Origin of the sequence: Streptomyces sp. NBC_01788 (genome assembly GCF_035917575.1) — a bacterium.
GTDB lineage: Bacteria > Actinomycetota > Actinomycetes > Streptomycetales > Streptomycetaceae > Streptomyces.
Map to the genome: position 1 here is coordinate 1956033 of NZ_CP109090.1, position 14236 is coordinate 1970268.

The window sequence follows — 14236 nt, forward strand, 5'->3', positions numbered from 1 at the left end:
CCGATTTCCCTGGCGACTCATAATCGAGTCCCGCGAGTTCGAATTCGGGTACGCGGGCGCACCGAAGACGACCCCGTCGAAGGGGTTGTCGGTAGGTAGTGGATTGGCCGCTCCGGCTGCAGGCGATCGCCGTACCCGGTTCAGCGGCTCGGGCCACGTTACGCACCTTCCGCGGGCGAGTCAACTCCCGCCGTCAGCTTCGACGGCGCCTCGGCGCATGGGCCCGGTACGGGCTCACCGTCGGGTCGTCGGCGGCCCAGAAGCGCCACGGGGGGACGTCGCCGTTGCCGCCCTCGCCGGCCACTCCGATGCGGGGGCCGTTGCGTACCTGGCCGGAGGGGACAGGCGTACCGGTCAGCATCCGTATGGGGGTGTCGCCGGCGGCACAGGCGTCGGTGCCGTCGAGGGTCCGGTCCACGCCCAGAGCAGTGGCCAGCCGGGCCGGGCCTTTGGGCCAGTTCCTTGTCGTTGCGGGCCGAGAGGCGGCGGGCGCGGGCCAGCTCGGCGCCCTCGACGATCTCGCCGGCGCCCAGCAGGACTCCGCTCGCCCTGCCCTCGGCCACAGGTTCATGCAGGGCCACATGACATAGGTGACTCACCACGCATGTATGTCGTTACTCCAGCGTCATCGACAAGGCGTCGACAAGCAGGAGACAGGCAGTGCGAGCGATCGTCTACGCCAGGCTCAGCCCCACCCCGAGGGGCGAGGAGTCCAAGGGCGGGAACCTGACACAACAGGTGGAACTGAGTCAGGCGCTGTGCGACCGGAACGGCTGATCAGTCGTAGCCGTGATCGTCGAGAAGGACACGTCAGCTTCAACCAAGCGGGGAGCCAAGCGAAGCGACGAGTGGGAGCGCGTCAAGGCTCTGGTGGAGGACGGCAAGGCAGACGCCATCGTGTCTCGCCACTACGACCGCATGTACCGCGTCCCCTGGGATCTTGAGGACCTGGTGGACCTGGCCGAGGCGGCCGGCGTCACCCTGGCCGCCGCACAGGCCCAGGGAGTGCTCGACCTGTCCACCCCGTCCGGCCGGCTCGCTGCTCGCATCGGCGCTGTGGTGGCTCGCAACGAGACCGAGATGCGAGTAGAGCGCCAAGTACTCGGACACCAGCGCCGTAGAGAGTCGGGAAGGCCCTTCTGGAGTACTCGTCCGTTCGGCTTCGAGCGTGACGGCAGGCACCGTGAGGCAGAGGCGGAAGCCCTGCGGCAGGCGTACCGGGATGCCCTGACCGGTGTCTCTCTCTGGTCCATCGCGAAGGACTGGAACGCCCCTGGACTGCTCTCACCGCACGGCAAGGAGTGGCGCAGCTCGAACCTTCGGGGGATCCTCTTGAAGCCGCGGAACGCGGGAATCCAGACGTACTCGCAGTGGGTCGAGAAGCCGGACGGGAAGCGCGTACGACTGACCGAGGAGACCGGGGCGGGCAACTGGGAGGCGATCGTCTCCGAGGGCATGTTCCGGGCCCTGGTCCGCTACCTGATCGATCCCGAGCGCAACACGGGCGGCGGCGGCAAGCGCAAGGCCCTGTTGTCCGGCGTCGTCCGCTGCTCGAAGTGTCAGGCCGTCGCCACTCAGGGATGGAGCAAGAAGAACGCGGCAGGCGAGCGGTACCGCATCTACAGCTGTTCAGGTGGCCGGTGCATCACCTGCCCGGCAGACACTCTTGACTCCTTCGTGGTCCGGAAGGTCATCGGCAAGGCCGAGGAGTGGAACGCGGCACCGGCCACGGATGCCGCAGACGAGGGGCAAGAGGCCGAACTGCTGGCCGAGGAGACTGCCGCGTCCGAGAGGCGCAACGCCTTGGCGGAGATGTTCGCTGTAGGGGACATCGACGCGTCGACCCTGCGGACGGGCATCAACAGGTGTGACGCCGACCTGACCAAGATCCGGGCCGAGCTGGCAGACCTGGCAGCGGAGCGGGTGCGCGTCGACTTGGGCGACGTCGAGTACCTGTGGGAGGAACTGGACTACGAGGACCCCGACCGCATCGACTACGTGCGGACCGTCGTGATGCAGGTCTGCGAGCGAGTCGAGCTGATGCCGCGCGGTCGAGGGGTCCGAGCCTTCAAGCCCGGGCACTGCCGGATCACGTTCCGGAACCCCTGAGATCCCAGCACGGAGAACCGAGCCGGCCATCGGCGCTCAGTGAGCACGGGCCCCTGTCTGACGAGAGTCGGGCGGAGCCCTTCGTCATGCCCGGCGAGGAAGATCCGCACATCCCACAAGGCCTCTGTGCACCCATCTCTTTGGTTCGCATGCACCAGGCAGGGACAAGATCCCAACTCGGCTGCTCAAATGCCAACTGGAGTGCTCGGTCACACCCACCCGTCCGGTCCGAGTTGGCGCACGTCGGTAGTCACCCGACCGGCCAGGAACGCGTCACGCGCCGCGCTCGCGAACGATCACGCATCTTCTGGCCCAACTCCGCGCCGACTCACCGGCGAGCCGTGAGCAAGGCGCACAGCGGCTCAGGCTCCGGCGGACGGCTTGGCTCTCGGGCTCAGCCGGTACGCCGAGACCGTTGGATCACCGGCAAGGTAGAAGCGGTGCTGCCAGTCGTGGGCTTTACTCACACCCACCCGAGGGCCCACCCGGACGAGCGCAGCGGGTACCGGCTCGCCCCCGGACAGCACGACCGAGGCATCCGTCAGCAGGTCTGTGCCGTTGTGCTCTGCCGTGATGCCGAGCGCCTGGCAGAAGTTCCCCGGACCCCGCGCAAGACGTGGGCTCTCGACCTTCGCTCCTCGCCGCTTGCGTGCCAGGTCTTCCCCCTCGACGACCCTGCCTGCCCGGATGAGGACAGCTGAGGCGATGCCGTCCGTCCCGGTGACGACGTTGGCGCACCAGTGGAGACCGTGAGACCGGTAGACGTACAGGTGTCCTGCGGGTCCGAACATGACGGCGTTACGGGGTGTCTGACCTCGGTAGGCATGGGAAGCTGGGTCAGCCGTACCGGAGTACGCCTCGGTCTCCGTGATGGCGATGCTCACGATTCCCTCGGGGGTCTCGTGGGTGAGGACGGCACCGAGCAGCCTGGGGGCGACTTGCTCAGCAGGGTGGGCGAGGTCAACGTTCATGCTGACCGCCTTGACATGCCGTAGGTGAAGTAGACGTACACATGGCCGGGGGGACCGAACATCACGCCGTTGCGGGCCGTGCGGCCGCGGTAGGCGTGGGAGCCCGGGTCGTTCGGGCCGTCGTAGGCCTCGACCTCCGTCAGGCGCAGGGCGATCGGGCCGTCGGGGGTCGTACGCACCAGGACGCGGCCCAGCAGATCGGGGGCGACATCCACGACAGGGCGGTCGAAGAACTCTCTGGGCAGCGGCGTACGGGACGTGGGCGCGATCACGGCTCACGAGCGTAGTCGAGGCAGGTGGGATCATTGATCGGGAATCATCCAGGAACCGATCAGGAGGTACCGAGGTGACCGAGCACAAGCGGCGGCCGCTCCCCCACGACTTCCATCCGCCCGTGCCGTCCTTCACGGTCACGAGCGACGACGTCCGGGAGGGCGCGACGCTCGGGGACGCTCAGGTCCACGCGGGCGGGAACACCTCCCCGCAGCTGCGCTGGGCGGGTTTCCCTCCGGAGACGAAGAGTTTCGCCGTGACCTGCTACGACCCGGACGCCCCGACGGGCAGCGGGTTCTGGCACTGGGTGCTGTTCGACATCCCGGCCTCGGTGACGGAGCTGCCGGCGGGTGCGGGCGGCGGCAAGTTCGAGGGGCTGCCCGAGGGCGCGGTGCACGCGCGCAACGACTACGGCACGAAGGACTTCGGCGGTGCCGCGCCGCCGCCCGGGGACGGACCGCACCGGTATGTGTTCACGGTGTACGCGGTGGACCAGGACAGGCTCGGTCCGGACTCGGACGCCTCGCCCGCCGTGGTGGGCTTCAATCTGCGCTTCCACACGCTGGCGCGCGCCCGGCTGATCGGTGAGTACGAGAACCCCGCCGAGGGCTGAGCCGCGCGGCGCGCAGGCCGCCGTTCACTGAACGTTTGCCCGCTTCCGGTCTTGAACGTGGCCGGGAGCGGGCATTTTTATTGCGTTGTCCATCCCGGCGCGCCCGGCCAGAGTTGATCCAGCCCGCCAGGGGGTGGGCCGGCGTTCTTGGGAGGTGGGCCGGGATGCGGGACACGCTGGTGCTGAACGCGAGCTTCGAGCCGCTGTCGACGGTGACGCTGAACCGGGCGGTCGTGCTCGTGCTCCAGTCGAAGGCCGTGGTCGAGCAGACCCATCCGGAGCTGCGGCTGCGTGGCGCGCAGGTCGACATCCCCGCGCCCCGGGTGATCCGGCTGTGCCGGTATGTGCGGGTGCCGTTCCGAAGACAGGCTCCGTGGTCGAGGCGGGGTGTGCTGATACGGGACCGGCACCGGTGCGCGTACTGCGGGCGGCGCGCGACGACCGTGGACCACGTGATGCCGCGCTCGCGGGGCGGGCAGGACACCTGGCTGAACACGGTGGCCTCGTGCGCGGAGGACAACCACCGCAAGGCGGACCGGACTCCGGAGCAGGCGGGAATGCCGTTGCTGCGGGAGCCGTTCGAGCCGACCCCCGCGGACGCGATGCTTCTGGCCCTGGGGCAGGAGGAGTTCGAGGCGCTTCCCTCCTGGCTGGCCCGGTCGGCAGCCTAGTTCGACGGCAGTGGGGCCCGCCTTCGTGATTTCTCACGATGGCGGGCCCCACTTGCCGTGGCTGACCGGGCGGGTCAGTCGATGGACGGCTTCTCGCGTCGCTCGGTGGCCGCGGGGGCGTTGCCGCCGCTCGGGGCGCCGCCCAGGCCGAAGCCGCCGATGGCTCCGGACAGGCCCTTGAGGGCGTCGCCGATCTCGCTGGGCACGATCCAGAGCTTGTTGGCATCGCCTTCGGCGATCTTCGGGAGCATCTGGAGGTACTGGTAGGAAAGCAGCTTCTGGTCGGGGTCTCCGGCGTGGATGGACTCGAAGACCGTACGGATGGCCTGGGCCTCGCCCTCGGCGCGCAGGGCGGCGGCCTTGGCCTCACCCTCGGCGCGCAGGATCGCGGACTGCTTCTCACCCTCGGCGCGGAGGATCTCCGACTGCCGGACACCTTCGGCCTGGAGGATCGCGGCGCGCTTGTCACGGTCGGCGCGCATCTGCTTCTCCATCGAGTCCTGGATGGAGGTGGGCGGTTCGATGGCCTTGAGCTCCACGCGGTTGACGCGGATGCCCCACTTGCCGGTCGCCTCGTCGAGGACGCCGCGCAGGGCCGCGTTGATCTCCTCGCGGGAGGTCAGGGTGCGCTCCAGGTCCATGCCGCCGATGATGTTGCGCAGGGTGGTGACGGTGAGCTGCTCGATGGCCTGGATGTAGCTGGCGACCTCGTAGGTGGCGGCCCGGGCGTCGGTCACCTGGTAGTAGATGACGGTGTCGATGTTCACGACCAGGTTGTCCTGGGTGATCACCGGCTGCGGTGGGAACGGGACGACCTGTTCACGCAGGTCGATGCGGTTGCGGATGGTGTCGATGAACGGGACGACGATGTTGAGGCCCGCGTTCAGTGTCCGTGTGTAGCGGCCGAAGCGCTCGACGATGGCGGCGCTCGCCTGTGGGATGACCTGAATCGTCTTGATCAGGGCGATGAAGACCAACACCACCAGGATGATCAGGACGATGATGACCGGTGCCATCGTTGCTGCCCGTACCCTTCTCCGCCTCGGCTCTTTCGGAAGATCTTGCGGTTGTTGAAGATCTTGCTGGTCGAGTCTGACAGACCGTGGCCCAACTCGTGGCCTGTTCGGTCCACTTGCGTTGTCGCCTTTGGTGCGAGGTCACATGACGACGGCGGTGGCGCCCTCGATGTCCACGACGTCGACCTGTTCGCCGACTTCGTAGGCGTGGTCGGTGTCGAGCGCGCGTGCCGACCAGATCTCCCCGGCGAGCTTGATACGGCCGCCGGAGCCGTCGACGCGTTCCAGGACGACGGCCTGCTTGCCCTTCAACGCGTCCACCCCCGTGGCCAGTTCGGGCCGCTGCTGGCGGTGCCTGGCCGCGATGGGCCGGACGACGGCGATCAGGGCGACCGAAACGACGACAAAGGTGAGCACCTGGACGACGACGCCGAAGCCGAAGCCCGCGACGGCCGCGGCCACGACCGCGCCCACCGCGAACATGCCGAACTCCGGCATCGCGGTGACCACGAGCGGGATTCCGAGCGCCGCCGCGCCGACCAGCCACCAGACCCATGCGTCGATGTTGTCCACATGGTCATGTTAGGCCGGGGCGGTGGCGGCGGACAGGGTGCGGAGCGGTGTTCAGGACAGCGGAAGTCCCTTGGCGGTCCAGCGGTCACCGGCCTGTTCGACGACGAGCGGGAGGCCGAAGCACAGGGACAGGTTGCGGGAGGTGAGTTCGAGCTCCAGCGGGCCTGCGGCGAGGACCTTGCCCTGGCGGATCATCAGGACGTGGGTGAAGCCGGGGGCGATCTCCTCGACATGGTGGGTGACCATGATCATCGAAGGGGCGATCGGGTCCCTGGCGAGCCGGCCGAGACGGCGGACCAGGTCCTCGCGGCCGCCGAGGTCGAGACCGGCGGCGGGCTCGTCGAGCAGGAGCAGCTCGGGGTCGGTCATCAGGGCGCGGGCGATCAGGGTGCGCTTGCGCTCGCCCTCGGAGAGGGTGCCGAACTTGCGGTCCAGGTAGTCGCTCATGCCGAGGCGGTCGAGGAAGGCGCGGGCACGCTGCTCGTCGATGTCCTCGTACTCCTCCTGCCAGCCGGCCGTCATGCCGTACGCGGCGGTCAGGACGGTCTGGAGCACGGTCTGGCCCTTGGGGAGCTTCTCGGCGAGGGCGATGCCCGCCACACCGACGCGGGGGCGCAGCTCGAAGACGTCGGTCCCGGGCTTCCCGAGGGTCTCGCCGAGGACGGTGGCGGTGCCGCTGCTGGGGTAGAGGTAGGTGGAGGCGACGTTGAGCAGGGTGGTCTTGCCGGCGCCGTTGGGGCCGAGGATGACCCAGCGCTCCCCCTCCTTGACCGACCAGGAGACCTGGTCCACGAGAGCCCGGCCCTCACGGACCACGGATACGTCCTGAAGCTCCAGAACATCGCTCATGAGCGCGTTGTCTCCCCTTGCAGTGTGCCGCCGGTCTCGGCATCGCGTACGCCTGTGGCTGGGTCCGCCGCGCCGGTGGGCGCACGCAGCCCTGACCGAATCTACGCCACGAGCCGGGCGGGCTGTTCCATCGGTCCGGTCCTTAGGGTGGAGGCATGCTCTCGGAACCGCGCTCTGGACGCCTCGCCGCTTGGGGAAACTCCCTCTTGTCCGGATATGTCTCGCCGGATGACGCCGTGCTCGCCATCGTCGGGGACGACGCCGTCCATCGCGTGGAAGGGCTGCCCGGTGAGTCGGGTCCGGTCGGGCTCACGCTGGCGCTGGGGCGGCTGCGCCGGCTCGGGGTGGACGCGCTGCGGGTGGCGCTGCCCGCGCCGGGGCATCCGCTGGGGCTGAGCGGGCCGCCGGAGTTCAACGCGCGGGCGCTGGAGGCCGGGGAGGCGGTGCTCTGCCACGGGGCCGCCTTCGGGCTGGTGCCCGAGGTGCACGAGGCCGGGCCGGAGGGCGATGTGCACGCCGAGGTGCTGTGGCACGTGCTGCCGGTGCGGGAGGCGCCGTCGGCCGACGTGCCGTCGCTGGGCGAGGCCGAGCGGGAGCTCGCGGAGGCGCTGCGGGAGGCCACGTCGGTGTTGTCGCGGCTGGACGTGGCCGGATCGGGCCCGGTGGCGGAGGCGGCGATCGACGCGTACCGGGCGCGGGCCGAGCGGGGGCCGGAGGTTCTGGCGCCGGGGTATCCGCCACGGGCGGTGCGGGTGCTGGAGCTGGCGCGGCGGGTGGCGCTGCTGGTCTCGCTGGCGTACGGGAACGGGCACGGGGGTGCGGTGAGCGCGTCCGAGATGGCGGCGCGTGGGGACGCGCTGCGGCCGGTGGAGCGGACGGCTCGACGGGCGCAGGTGGCGGCGTACAACTCGGTGCTCGAGGAGCGGGAGAGAGGGGCGCGCTGACGGACGGCCGCGACGGGTGTCCAGGCTGCGCGCGGGCCGCGAAACGGCCTCCCGGGGGGAGCCGGGAGGCCGTCGGTCGTGGTGGGCTCAGGGCCTCACCGGGCTCAGCGGCCTCAGCGGTTGAGGCCGAGGTTGCCGAAGGCGGGGTTCAGGACGCCGATGACGTTCACGCTGTTGCCGACGGCGTTGACCGGGATGTGGACGGGGGCCTGAACGACGTTGCCCGAGACGACGCCCGGGGAGCCCTTGGCGGCGCCGCCGGCCCAGGCGCCGTCGGTGGCGGAGGCCATCGACGCACCGGCGGCCACGAGCCCCCCGGCCACCATCGTCACGACCGCTGCCTTCTTCAGGTTCTTCACTTCTGACCCCTCCTGGTGATCGCCGCGGCAGGCGCCGCGGCACGCACTGGAGAACGGCCGGGCCGCACGGAGGTTGCGCCATCCGGGGGACATTCCCACGACGGTATGAATCTCAGTCCGGAGCGGGACCCTCCGAATTGCCCTCGGCGGGCGGGATCACCCGCTCAGGCCGTGGCGCACGGCCCACAGCGCGGCCTGGGTGCGGTCCGCCAGGTCGAGCTTCATCAGGATGTTCGACACATGGGTCTTGACGGTCTTCTCGGAGAGCACCAGGGCCCGGGCGATCTCGCGGTTCGAGCGGCCGTCGGCTATCAGGCCGAGCACTTCCCGCTCCCGCTCCGTCAGCGATGTCCCCCGGCCCTGGCCGGAGTTGCTCTCCTCCTGGGACAACAGGGCGCCCGCGACCTCCGGTTGGAGGAGGATGTGCCCGGCGTGCACCGAGCGGATGGCGCCGGCGAGCGCGTCGGGGTCCACGTCCTTGTAGACGTACCCGGCGGCGCCCGCGCGCAGCGCCGGGACCACCGTGCGCTGCTCGGTGAAGCTGGTGACGATCAGCACGCGCGCGGGGTTGTCGAGTTCGCGGAGCCGGCGCAGCGCCTCGACCCCGTCCATGACGGGCATCTTGACGTCCATGAGGACGACGTCGGGCCTCAGCTCCTCGGCGCGGGCGACTCCCTCGGCGCCGTCCGCCGCCTCGCCCACGACCTCGATGTCGTCCTGCACCTCCAGGAAGGTGCGCAGGCCCCGGCGGACCACCTGGTGGTCGTCGACGAGCAGTACCTTGATCGGGTCAGCCACCGGGGACCTCCATCTCGATCGCGGTGCCCTTGCCGGGCACCGATTCCACCGTCAGTCGTCCGCCGGCCCCGCTCGCCCGGTCCCGCATGGACACCAGGCCGAGGTGGCGGCCCGCGCGGCGCACCGCCTTCGGGTCGAAGCCGGTGCCGTCGTCGGTGATCCGCAGGACGGCGCCGCCGCCGCGGCGGTCCAGGGTGACGTCGACATGGTCCGCCCGCGCGTGCCGCAGCGCGTTGTGCAGGGCTTCCTGGGCGACGCGGAGCACGGCCTCCTCCTGCGCGGCCGGCAGGGCGCGGATGCCGCGGGCGGCGAAGGTGACACGCGCGCTGTGGGCGCGGTCGAGGACCTGGATCTGGGTGCGGAGGGTGGCGACCAGGCCGTCCTCGTCGAGGGCGGCGGGGCGCAGTTCCACCACGGCGGCGCGCAGTTCGTCGACGGCCTCGGCGGCGAGCGCGGCCACCTGCTGCAGTTCGCCCTTGGCGCGTGCCGGGTCGCGGTCGACGAGGGCGGTGGCGGCCTGGGCGGTCAGGCGCAGGGAGAACAGTTTCTGGCTGACCGCGTCGTGCAGTTCGTGGGCGAGGCGGGAACGCTCCTCGGCGATGGTCAGTTCGCGGCTGCGTTCGTAGAGGCGGGCGTTGGTGAGGGCGATCGCGGCGTGCTGGGCGAGGATCGAGAGCAGTTCCTCGTCCTCCGCGGTGAAGCCGCAGCCGCCCTCGTGCCTCACGCCGTTCTTGTTCGCCAGGAACAGCGCGCCGATGACCTCGTCGCCGTCGCGGATCGGCAGGCCCAGGAAGTCGGACATCTCGGGATGGGCGGCGGGCCAGCCCTCGAAGCGCGGATCCTCGCGCAGGTCCGCGAGGCGCTCCACCCGGGCCTCGCTCAGCATCGCGGCGAGGATGCCGTGCTGGCGCGGGAGCGGGCCGATGGCCCGCCACTGCTCCTCGCTGACCCCGTCGACCACGAACTGGGCGAAGCCGCCGTGGTCGTCCGGTACGCCGAGGGCGGCGTACCGCGCGTCGAGCAGTTCACGGGCCGAGGCGACGATCGTCTTCAGGACGTCGCGCACCTCGAGGTGTCTGCTCATGGCCAGCAGCGCGGAACTCACCGCGGCGAGGCCTGACCTGGGGCCTTGACTCATGCCCTCACGGTACCGGCGGGGGATGACGGTCCGGATCGGCCCCGCGACGGCCGTACCCGGGCCGCTGGACCTAGGTCCGGCGACCGGTACGGGACGGTCCCCGGACGCGGGCGCGCACCCTGTCGGGCCGCCGGGAATCCGCTCACCGAGAGCGTTGCGGCGGCAACGACGGGTGAGAAAACCTCCGCCCCGATGTGAGGGCACCCATAGGACGCAGGTCACGTACGAACGGACATAGGAGACAGAGGGGCCCGTCACGAACGGCACAGACGCTCTAGTCTGTCCCGTTTTGTCCGTTCCGCTCCACTACCCGGCTTCGTACGTCACACCTTTGCCACCGGATTTTGCGGCAGCTAAGAATTGCTCTCGTCGCTCAACGCCGCGGGTTTCCGCTCGCGGCGTTTGTGTGGGACGGACCCCCTCCCGCAGTCCGGAGAGCGACCTCCGCGCTACTCGAAGAGGTCTATTTCGCCATGCCCGCAAACTTCCGCCTTCCCGGTCGTGCCCTGGCCCAGCCCCGCAAGATCGCCGTCGCCGGCGTCGCCGTCCTCGGAGCGGCCGCCGTCGCCCTCTCCGCCGCGCCCGGCCACGCCGAGACGACGAGCAGCGTCGCCGCCGCCCCGGTGCAGCTCGGCACCCAGCCGATCCAGGGCGTGAAGGCCAGCGTCACCGACCAGCTCGCGGGCGAGAGCGTGAAGGTCCAGGCCATCGCGGCCAAGAAGCAGGCCGTCGTGACACAGCAGGCCCGGACCGCCGCCCTGCACAAGGCCGCGGCCGCCCAGAAGGTCAAGTCCGCGCACCAGGCCAAGCAGGCCGCGAGCCGGTCCGCCGAGCGCCCGCAGATGCAGACGGTCGCGTACTCCACCCACTACGGCAACAACCTGGACGGCTGGATCCGGCAGGCGCTCGCCGTCATGAAGCAGCACAACATCCCCGGCTCCTACAGCGGCCTGCACCGCAACATCATGCGGGAGTCCTCGGGCAACCCGAACGCCATCAACAACTGGGACATCAACGCCCGCAACGGCATCCCGTCCAAGGGCCTGCTGCAGGTCATCGACCCGACCTTCCGCACGTACCACGTCCCCGGCACGTCGTGGAACATCTACGACCCGGTCGCCAACATCACCGCCGCCGCCAACTACGCGGCGCACCGGTACGGCTCGATGGACAACGTCAACAGCGCGTACTGAGGCCGGCGCGGACCTCTGACGAGACGCGGAAGGGCGGCACCCCGTTGCGGGGTGCCGCCCTTCGTGCCGTGCCGCGGCGCGGTTACTTGCGCATGACCTCCGGCTCGTGGCGGCGCAGGAAGCGCGCCACCAGGAAGCCGCACACGACGCCGAGCACGATCAGCATGACCATGTCGAGGGTCCAGGCGGAGGCCGTGTGGTTCCACAGCGGGTCGGTGCTGGTCGGGTCGTCGGTGTTCGGGGCGATGTTGTTGAAGTCCAGCGTGGTACCGGCGGCGGCCACCGCCCAGCGCGACGGCATCAGGTACGAGAACTGGTTGACGCCCATGGTGCCGTTCAGCGTGAACAGGCAGCCGGTGAACACGACCTGGACGATGGCGAACATCACCAGCAGCGGCATGGTCTTCTCGGCGGTCTTCACCAGCGAGGAGATGACCAGGCCGAACATCATCGCGGTGAAACCGAGCGCCATGATGGGCAGGCACAGCTCGAGCAGCGTGGCGCTGCCCAGGATCAGGCCCTTTTCGGGGATCTCGCGGCTGGAGAAGCCGATCAGGCCGACCATCAGTCCCTGGATCACGGTGACCGCGCCGAGCACGATCACCTTGGACATCAGGTACGCCGAGCGGGACAGGCCGGTGGCGCGTTCCCGCTCGTAGATGACCCGTTCCTTGATCAGCTCGCGGACGGAGTTCGCGGCGCCCGCGAAACAGGCGCCGACCGCGAGGATCAGCAGCACCGTGGTCGCCGTGCCGTTCGGGACGTGCAGCCCCGTCGTCCGGTTGATCTGCTCGTTGACCAGCAGACCGCGGTTGTGGTCGATGAGCAGGCTGACCGCGCCGAGCACCGCCGGCAGGATCACCGACAGCGCCAGGAAGCCCTTGTCGGAGGCGATCACCGACACGTACCGCCGGATCAGGGTCATCAGCTGCGAGCCCCAGCCCTGCGGCTTGGGCGGCTTGATGGCCGGCGGAGGCATGTGTACGGACTGCGGCTCGACGGCGTCGATGTCCGCGGCGTACATCTGGTAGTGCTGCGAGCCCTTCCAGCGGCCGGCCCAGTCGTAGTCGCGGTAGTTCTCGAAGGCGGAGAACACATCGGCCCAGGTGTCGTAGCCGAAGAAGTTCAGCGCCTCCTCCGGCGGGCCGAAGTAGGCCACGGCGCCGCCCGGCGCCATCACCAGCAGCTTGTCGCACAGGGCCAGTTCGGCCACCGAGTGGGTGACGACGAGGACCGTGCGGCCGTCGTCGGCGAGTCCCCGCAGCAGCTGCATGACGTCGCGGTCCATGCCCGGGTCGAGACCGGAGGTCGGCTCGTCCAGGAAGATCAGCGACGGCTTGGTGAGCAGCTCAAGCGCCACCGAGACGCGCTTGCGCTGGCCGCCGGACAGGGAGGTGACCTTCTTGTCCTTGTGGACGTCCAGCTTCAGCTCGCGCAGCACCTCGTCTATGCGGGCCTCGCGCTCGGCCGCCGTGGTGTCGGCCGGGAAGCGCAGCTTGGCCGCGTACTTCAGAGCCTTCTTCACGGCCAGTTCCTTGTGCAGGATGTCGTCCTGCGGGACCAGGCCGATGCGCTGGCGCAGCTCGGCGAACTGCTTGTAGAGGTTGCGGTGGTCGTAGAGGACCTCGCCCTGGTCGGCGGGCCGGTAGCCGGTGAGCGCCTTCAGCAGGGTCGACTTGCCGGAACCGGACGGGCCGATGACACCGACCAGCGACTTCTCCGGGAGGCCGAAGGAGACGTCCCTGAGGATCTGCTTGCCGCCGTCGACCGTCACGGTCAGGTGGCGGGCGGAGAAGGACACCTCACCGGTGTCGACGAACTCCTCGAGCCGGTCGCCGACGATCCGGAACGCCGAGTGGCCGACGCCGACGATGTCCGTCGGGCCGAGCTGCACCGTGCCGCCCTTGGGCACCGGGTGGCCGTTGACGTACGTGCCGTTGTGCGAGCCGAGGTCGCGGATCTCGAAGCGGCCGTCGGGTGTGGCGTGGAACTCCGCGTGGTTGCGGGAGACCTGGAGGTCGGAGACGACCAGGTCGTTCTCCAGGGCGCGGCCGATGCGCATCACGCGGCCGAGCGAGAACTGGTGGAAGGTCGTCGGGCTGCGGTCGCCGTAAGCCGGCGGCGCCCCCGCGGCGCTGCCGGGACCGCCCTGCTGCTGCGGGATCGACGGCGTCTGCGGGCCCTGCTGCGGCTGCGGTGGTTCCGGCTGCTGCCAGTCGGCCTGCGGTGTCTGCGGCCGCGGTTCCTGCTGCTGCGCCCAGCCGGGGGTCGCGCCCTGGGCCGCGTACGGCTGCTGCTGCGGCTGGGCCTGCGGGGTCGCCGCCGGGGCCGCGGCGCCGGCGAGGCTCAGCACGGGCCCGTCGGTCGCGTTCCCGAGATGCACGGCCGAACCGGGTCCGAGCTCCAGCTGGTTGACCCGACGGCCCTGCGCGAACGTGCCGTTGGTGCTGCCGTGGTCCTCGATGACCCAACTGCGGCCGTTGTAGCTGACCGTGGCGTGACGCCAGGAGACCCTGGCGTCGTCGAACACGATGTCCCCCTGTGGATCGCGTCCCAGGGCGTAGGACCTGGACGGGTCGAGCGTCCAGGTCCGTCCATTGGTTTCCAGTACGAGTTCCGGCACTCCATGCCCCACTGAGTTGTCCCCCGATTTACCCCCGTCGCGGGGAGTCTAGGGATGTCGAACATCGGGGGGAACTATTTCAGGCTCAGCCCACTGACCGAAAGCC

General features: G+C 70.0%; 13 protein-coding genes and 2 pseudogenes. 5 read left to right on the top strand and 10 right to left on the bottom strand.

Going from position 1 to position 14236, the window contains the following annotated elements; translation table 11 throughout:
- Window positions 1-193: 193 nt before the first annotated feature.
- A pseudogene (locus OIE49_RS09085) lies at window positions 194-592 on the bottom strand (DNA-3-methyladenine glycosylase); the annotation flags it as partial.
- 197 nt (window positions 593-789) lie between these two features.
- On the opposite strand from OIE49_RS09085, the gene OIE49_RS09090 reads away from it, so the two are divergent.
- The gene (locus OIE49_RS09090) at window positions 790-2109 is read left to right on the top strand and encodes a recombinase family protein (protein ID WP_326801866.1); all 1320 of its coding nucleotides are present in this window, start codon (window positions 790-792) and stop codon (window positions 2107-2109) included.
- A gap of 362 nt (window positions 2110-2471) precedes the next feature.
- Here the strand turns inward: OIE49_RS09090 and OIE49_RS09095 are convergent, their stop codons facing one another.
- Entirely contained in the window at window positions 2472-3080 is a 609-nt protein-coding gene (locus tag OIE49_RS09095) for a DNA-3-methyladenine glycosylase (protein WP_326801867.1), read from the bottom strand.
- A gap of 14 nt (window positions 3081-3094) precedes the next feature.
- Window positions 3095-3352, bottom strand: a pseudogene (locus OIE49_RS09100) (DNA-3-methyladenine glycosylase); the annotation flags it as partial.
- 74 nt (window positions 3353-3426) lie between these two features.
- Between OIE49_RS09100 and OIE49_RS09105 the strand changes: the two are divergent.
- Entirely contained in the window at window positions 3427-3966 is a 540-nt protein-coding gene (locus OIE49_RS09105) for a YbhB/YbcL family Raf kinase inhibitor-like protein (RefSeq protein ID WP_100572615.1), read from the top strand.
- Between the two features lie 164 nt (window positions 3967-4130).
- Window positions 4131-4637 carry an HNH endonuclease gene (locus OIE49_RS09110; protein WP_326801868.1) on the top strand — a complete coding sequence of 169 codons (507 nt, stop codon included), beginning with the start codon at window positions 4131-4133 and terminating at the stop codon, window positions 4635-4637.
- Window positions 4638-4711: 74 nt separating this feature from the next.
- Here OIE49_RS09110 and OIE49_RS09115 read toward each other — a convergent pair whose 3' ends face one another.
- From OIE49_RS09115 to OIE49_RS09125, 3 genes are all read right to left on the bottom strand, one after another.
- A complete protein-coding gene (locus OIE49_RS09115; protein ID WP_100572617.1) occupies window positions 4712-5653 on the bottom strand; it encodes an SPFH domain-containing protein in 942 nt (313 codons plus the stop codon).
- A gap of 141 nt (window positions 5654-5794) precedes the next feature.
- Window positions 5795-6226: an NfeD family protein gene (locus OIE49_RS09120; RefSeq protein ID WP_326801869.1), complete on the bottom strand. Its 432-nt coding sequence runs from the start codon at window positions 6224-6226 to the stop codon at window positions 5795-5797.
- 51 nt (window positions 6227-6277) lie between these two features.
- Window positions 6278-7075 carry an ABC transporter ATP-binding protein gene (locus OIE49_RS09125; protein ID WP_100572619.1) on the bottom strand — a complete coding sequence of 266 codons (798 nt, stop codon included), beginning with the start codon at window positions 7073-7075 and terminating at the stop codon, window positions 6278-6280.
- A 155-nt stretch (window positions 7076-7230) separates the two neighbouring features.
- On the opposite strand from OIE49_RS09125, the gene OIE49_RS09130 reads away from it, so the two are divergent.
- On the top strand, window positions 7231-8019 hold the full coding sequence (locus OIE49_RS09130; RefSeq protein WP_326801870.1) for a hypothetical protein: 789 nt from the start codon (window positions 7231-7233) through the stop codon (window positions 8017-8019).
- Window positions 8020-8132: 113 nt separating this feature from the next.
- On the opposite strand, the gene chpE is transcribed toward OIE49_RS09130, so the two are convergent.
- The 3 genes from chpE to OIE49_RS09145 form a co-directional block, all read right to left on the bottom strand.
- Window positions 8133-8378 carry a chaplin ChpE gene (gene chpE, locus OIE49_RS09135; RefSeq protein WP_326801871.1) on the bottom strand — a complete coding sequence of 82 codons (246 nt, stop codon included), beginning with the start codon at window positions 8376-8378 and terminating at the stop codon, window positions 8133-8135.
- Between the two features lie 156 nt (window positions 8379-8534).
- A complete protein-coding gene (locus OIE49_RS09140; protein WP_326801872.1) occupies window positions 8535-9176 on the bottom strand; it encodes a response regulator transcription factor in 642 nt (213 codons plus the stop codon).
- Entirely contained in the window at window positions 9169-10314 is a 1146-nt protein-coding gene (locus OIE49_RS09145) for a GAF domain-containing sensor histidine kinase (RefSeq protein WP_326801873.1), read from the bottom strand. The genes OIE49_RS09140 and OIE49_RS09145 overlap by 8 nt, the downstream gene beginning before the upstream one ends.
- 473 nt (window positions 10315-10787) lie before the next feature.
- Here OIE49_RS09145 and OIE49_RS09150 point away from each other — a divergent pair, with 473 nt between their 5' ends.
- Entirely contained in the window at window positions 10788-11507 is a 720-nt protein-coding gene (locus OIE49_RS09150; protein ID WP_100572624.1) for a transglycosylase SLT domain-containing protein, read from the top strand.
- 82 nt (window positions 11508-11589) lie between these two features.
- Here OIE49_RS09150 and OIE49_RS09155 read toward each other — a convergent pair whose 3' ends face one another.
- Window positions 11590-14130 carry an ABC transporter ATP-binding protein/permease gene (locus OIE49_RS09155; RefSeq protein ID WP_326801874.1) on the bottom strand — a complete coding sequence of 847 codons (2541 nt, stop codon included), beginning with the start codon at window positions 14128-14130 and terminating at the stop codon, window positions 11590-11592.
- Window positions 14131-14236: the final 106 nt, after the last annotated feature.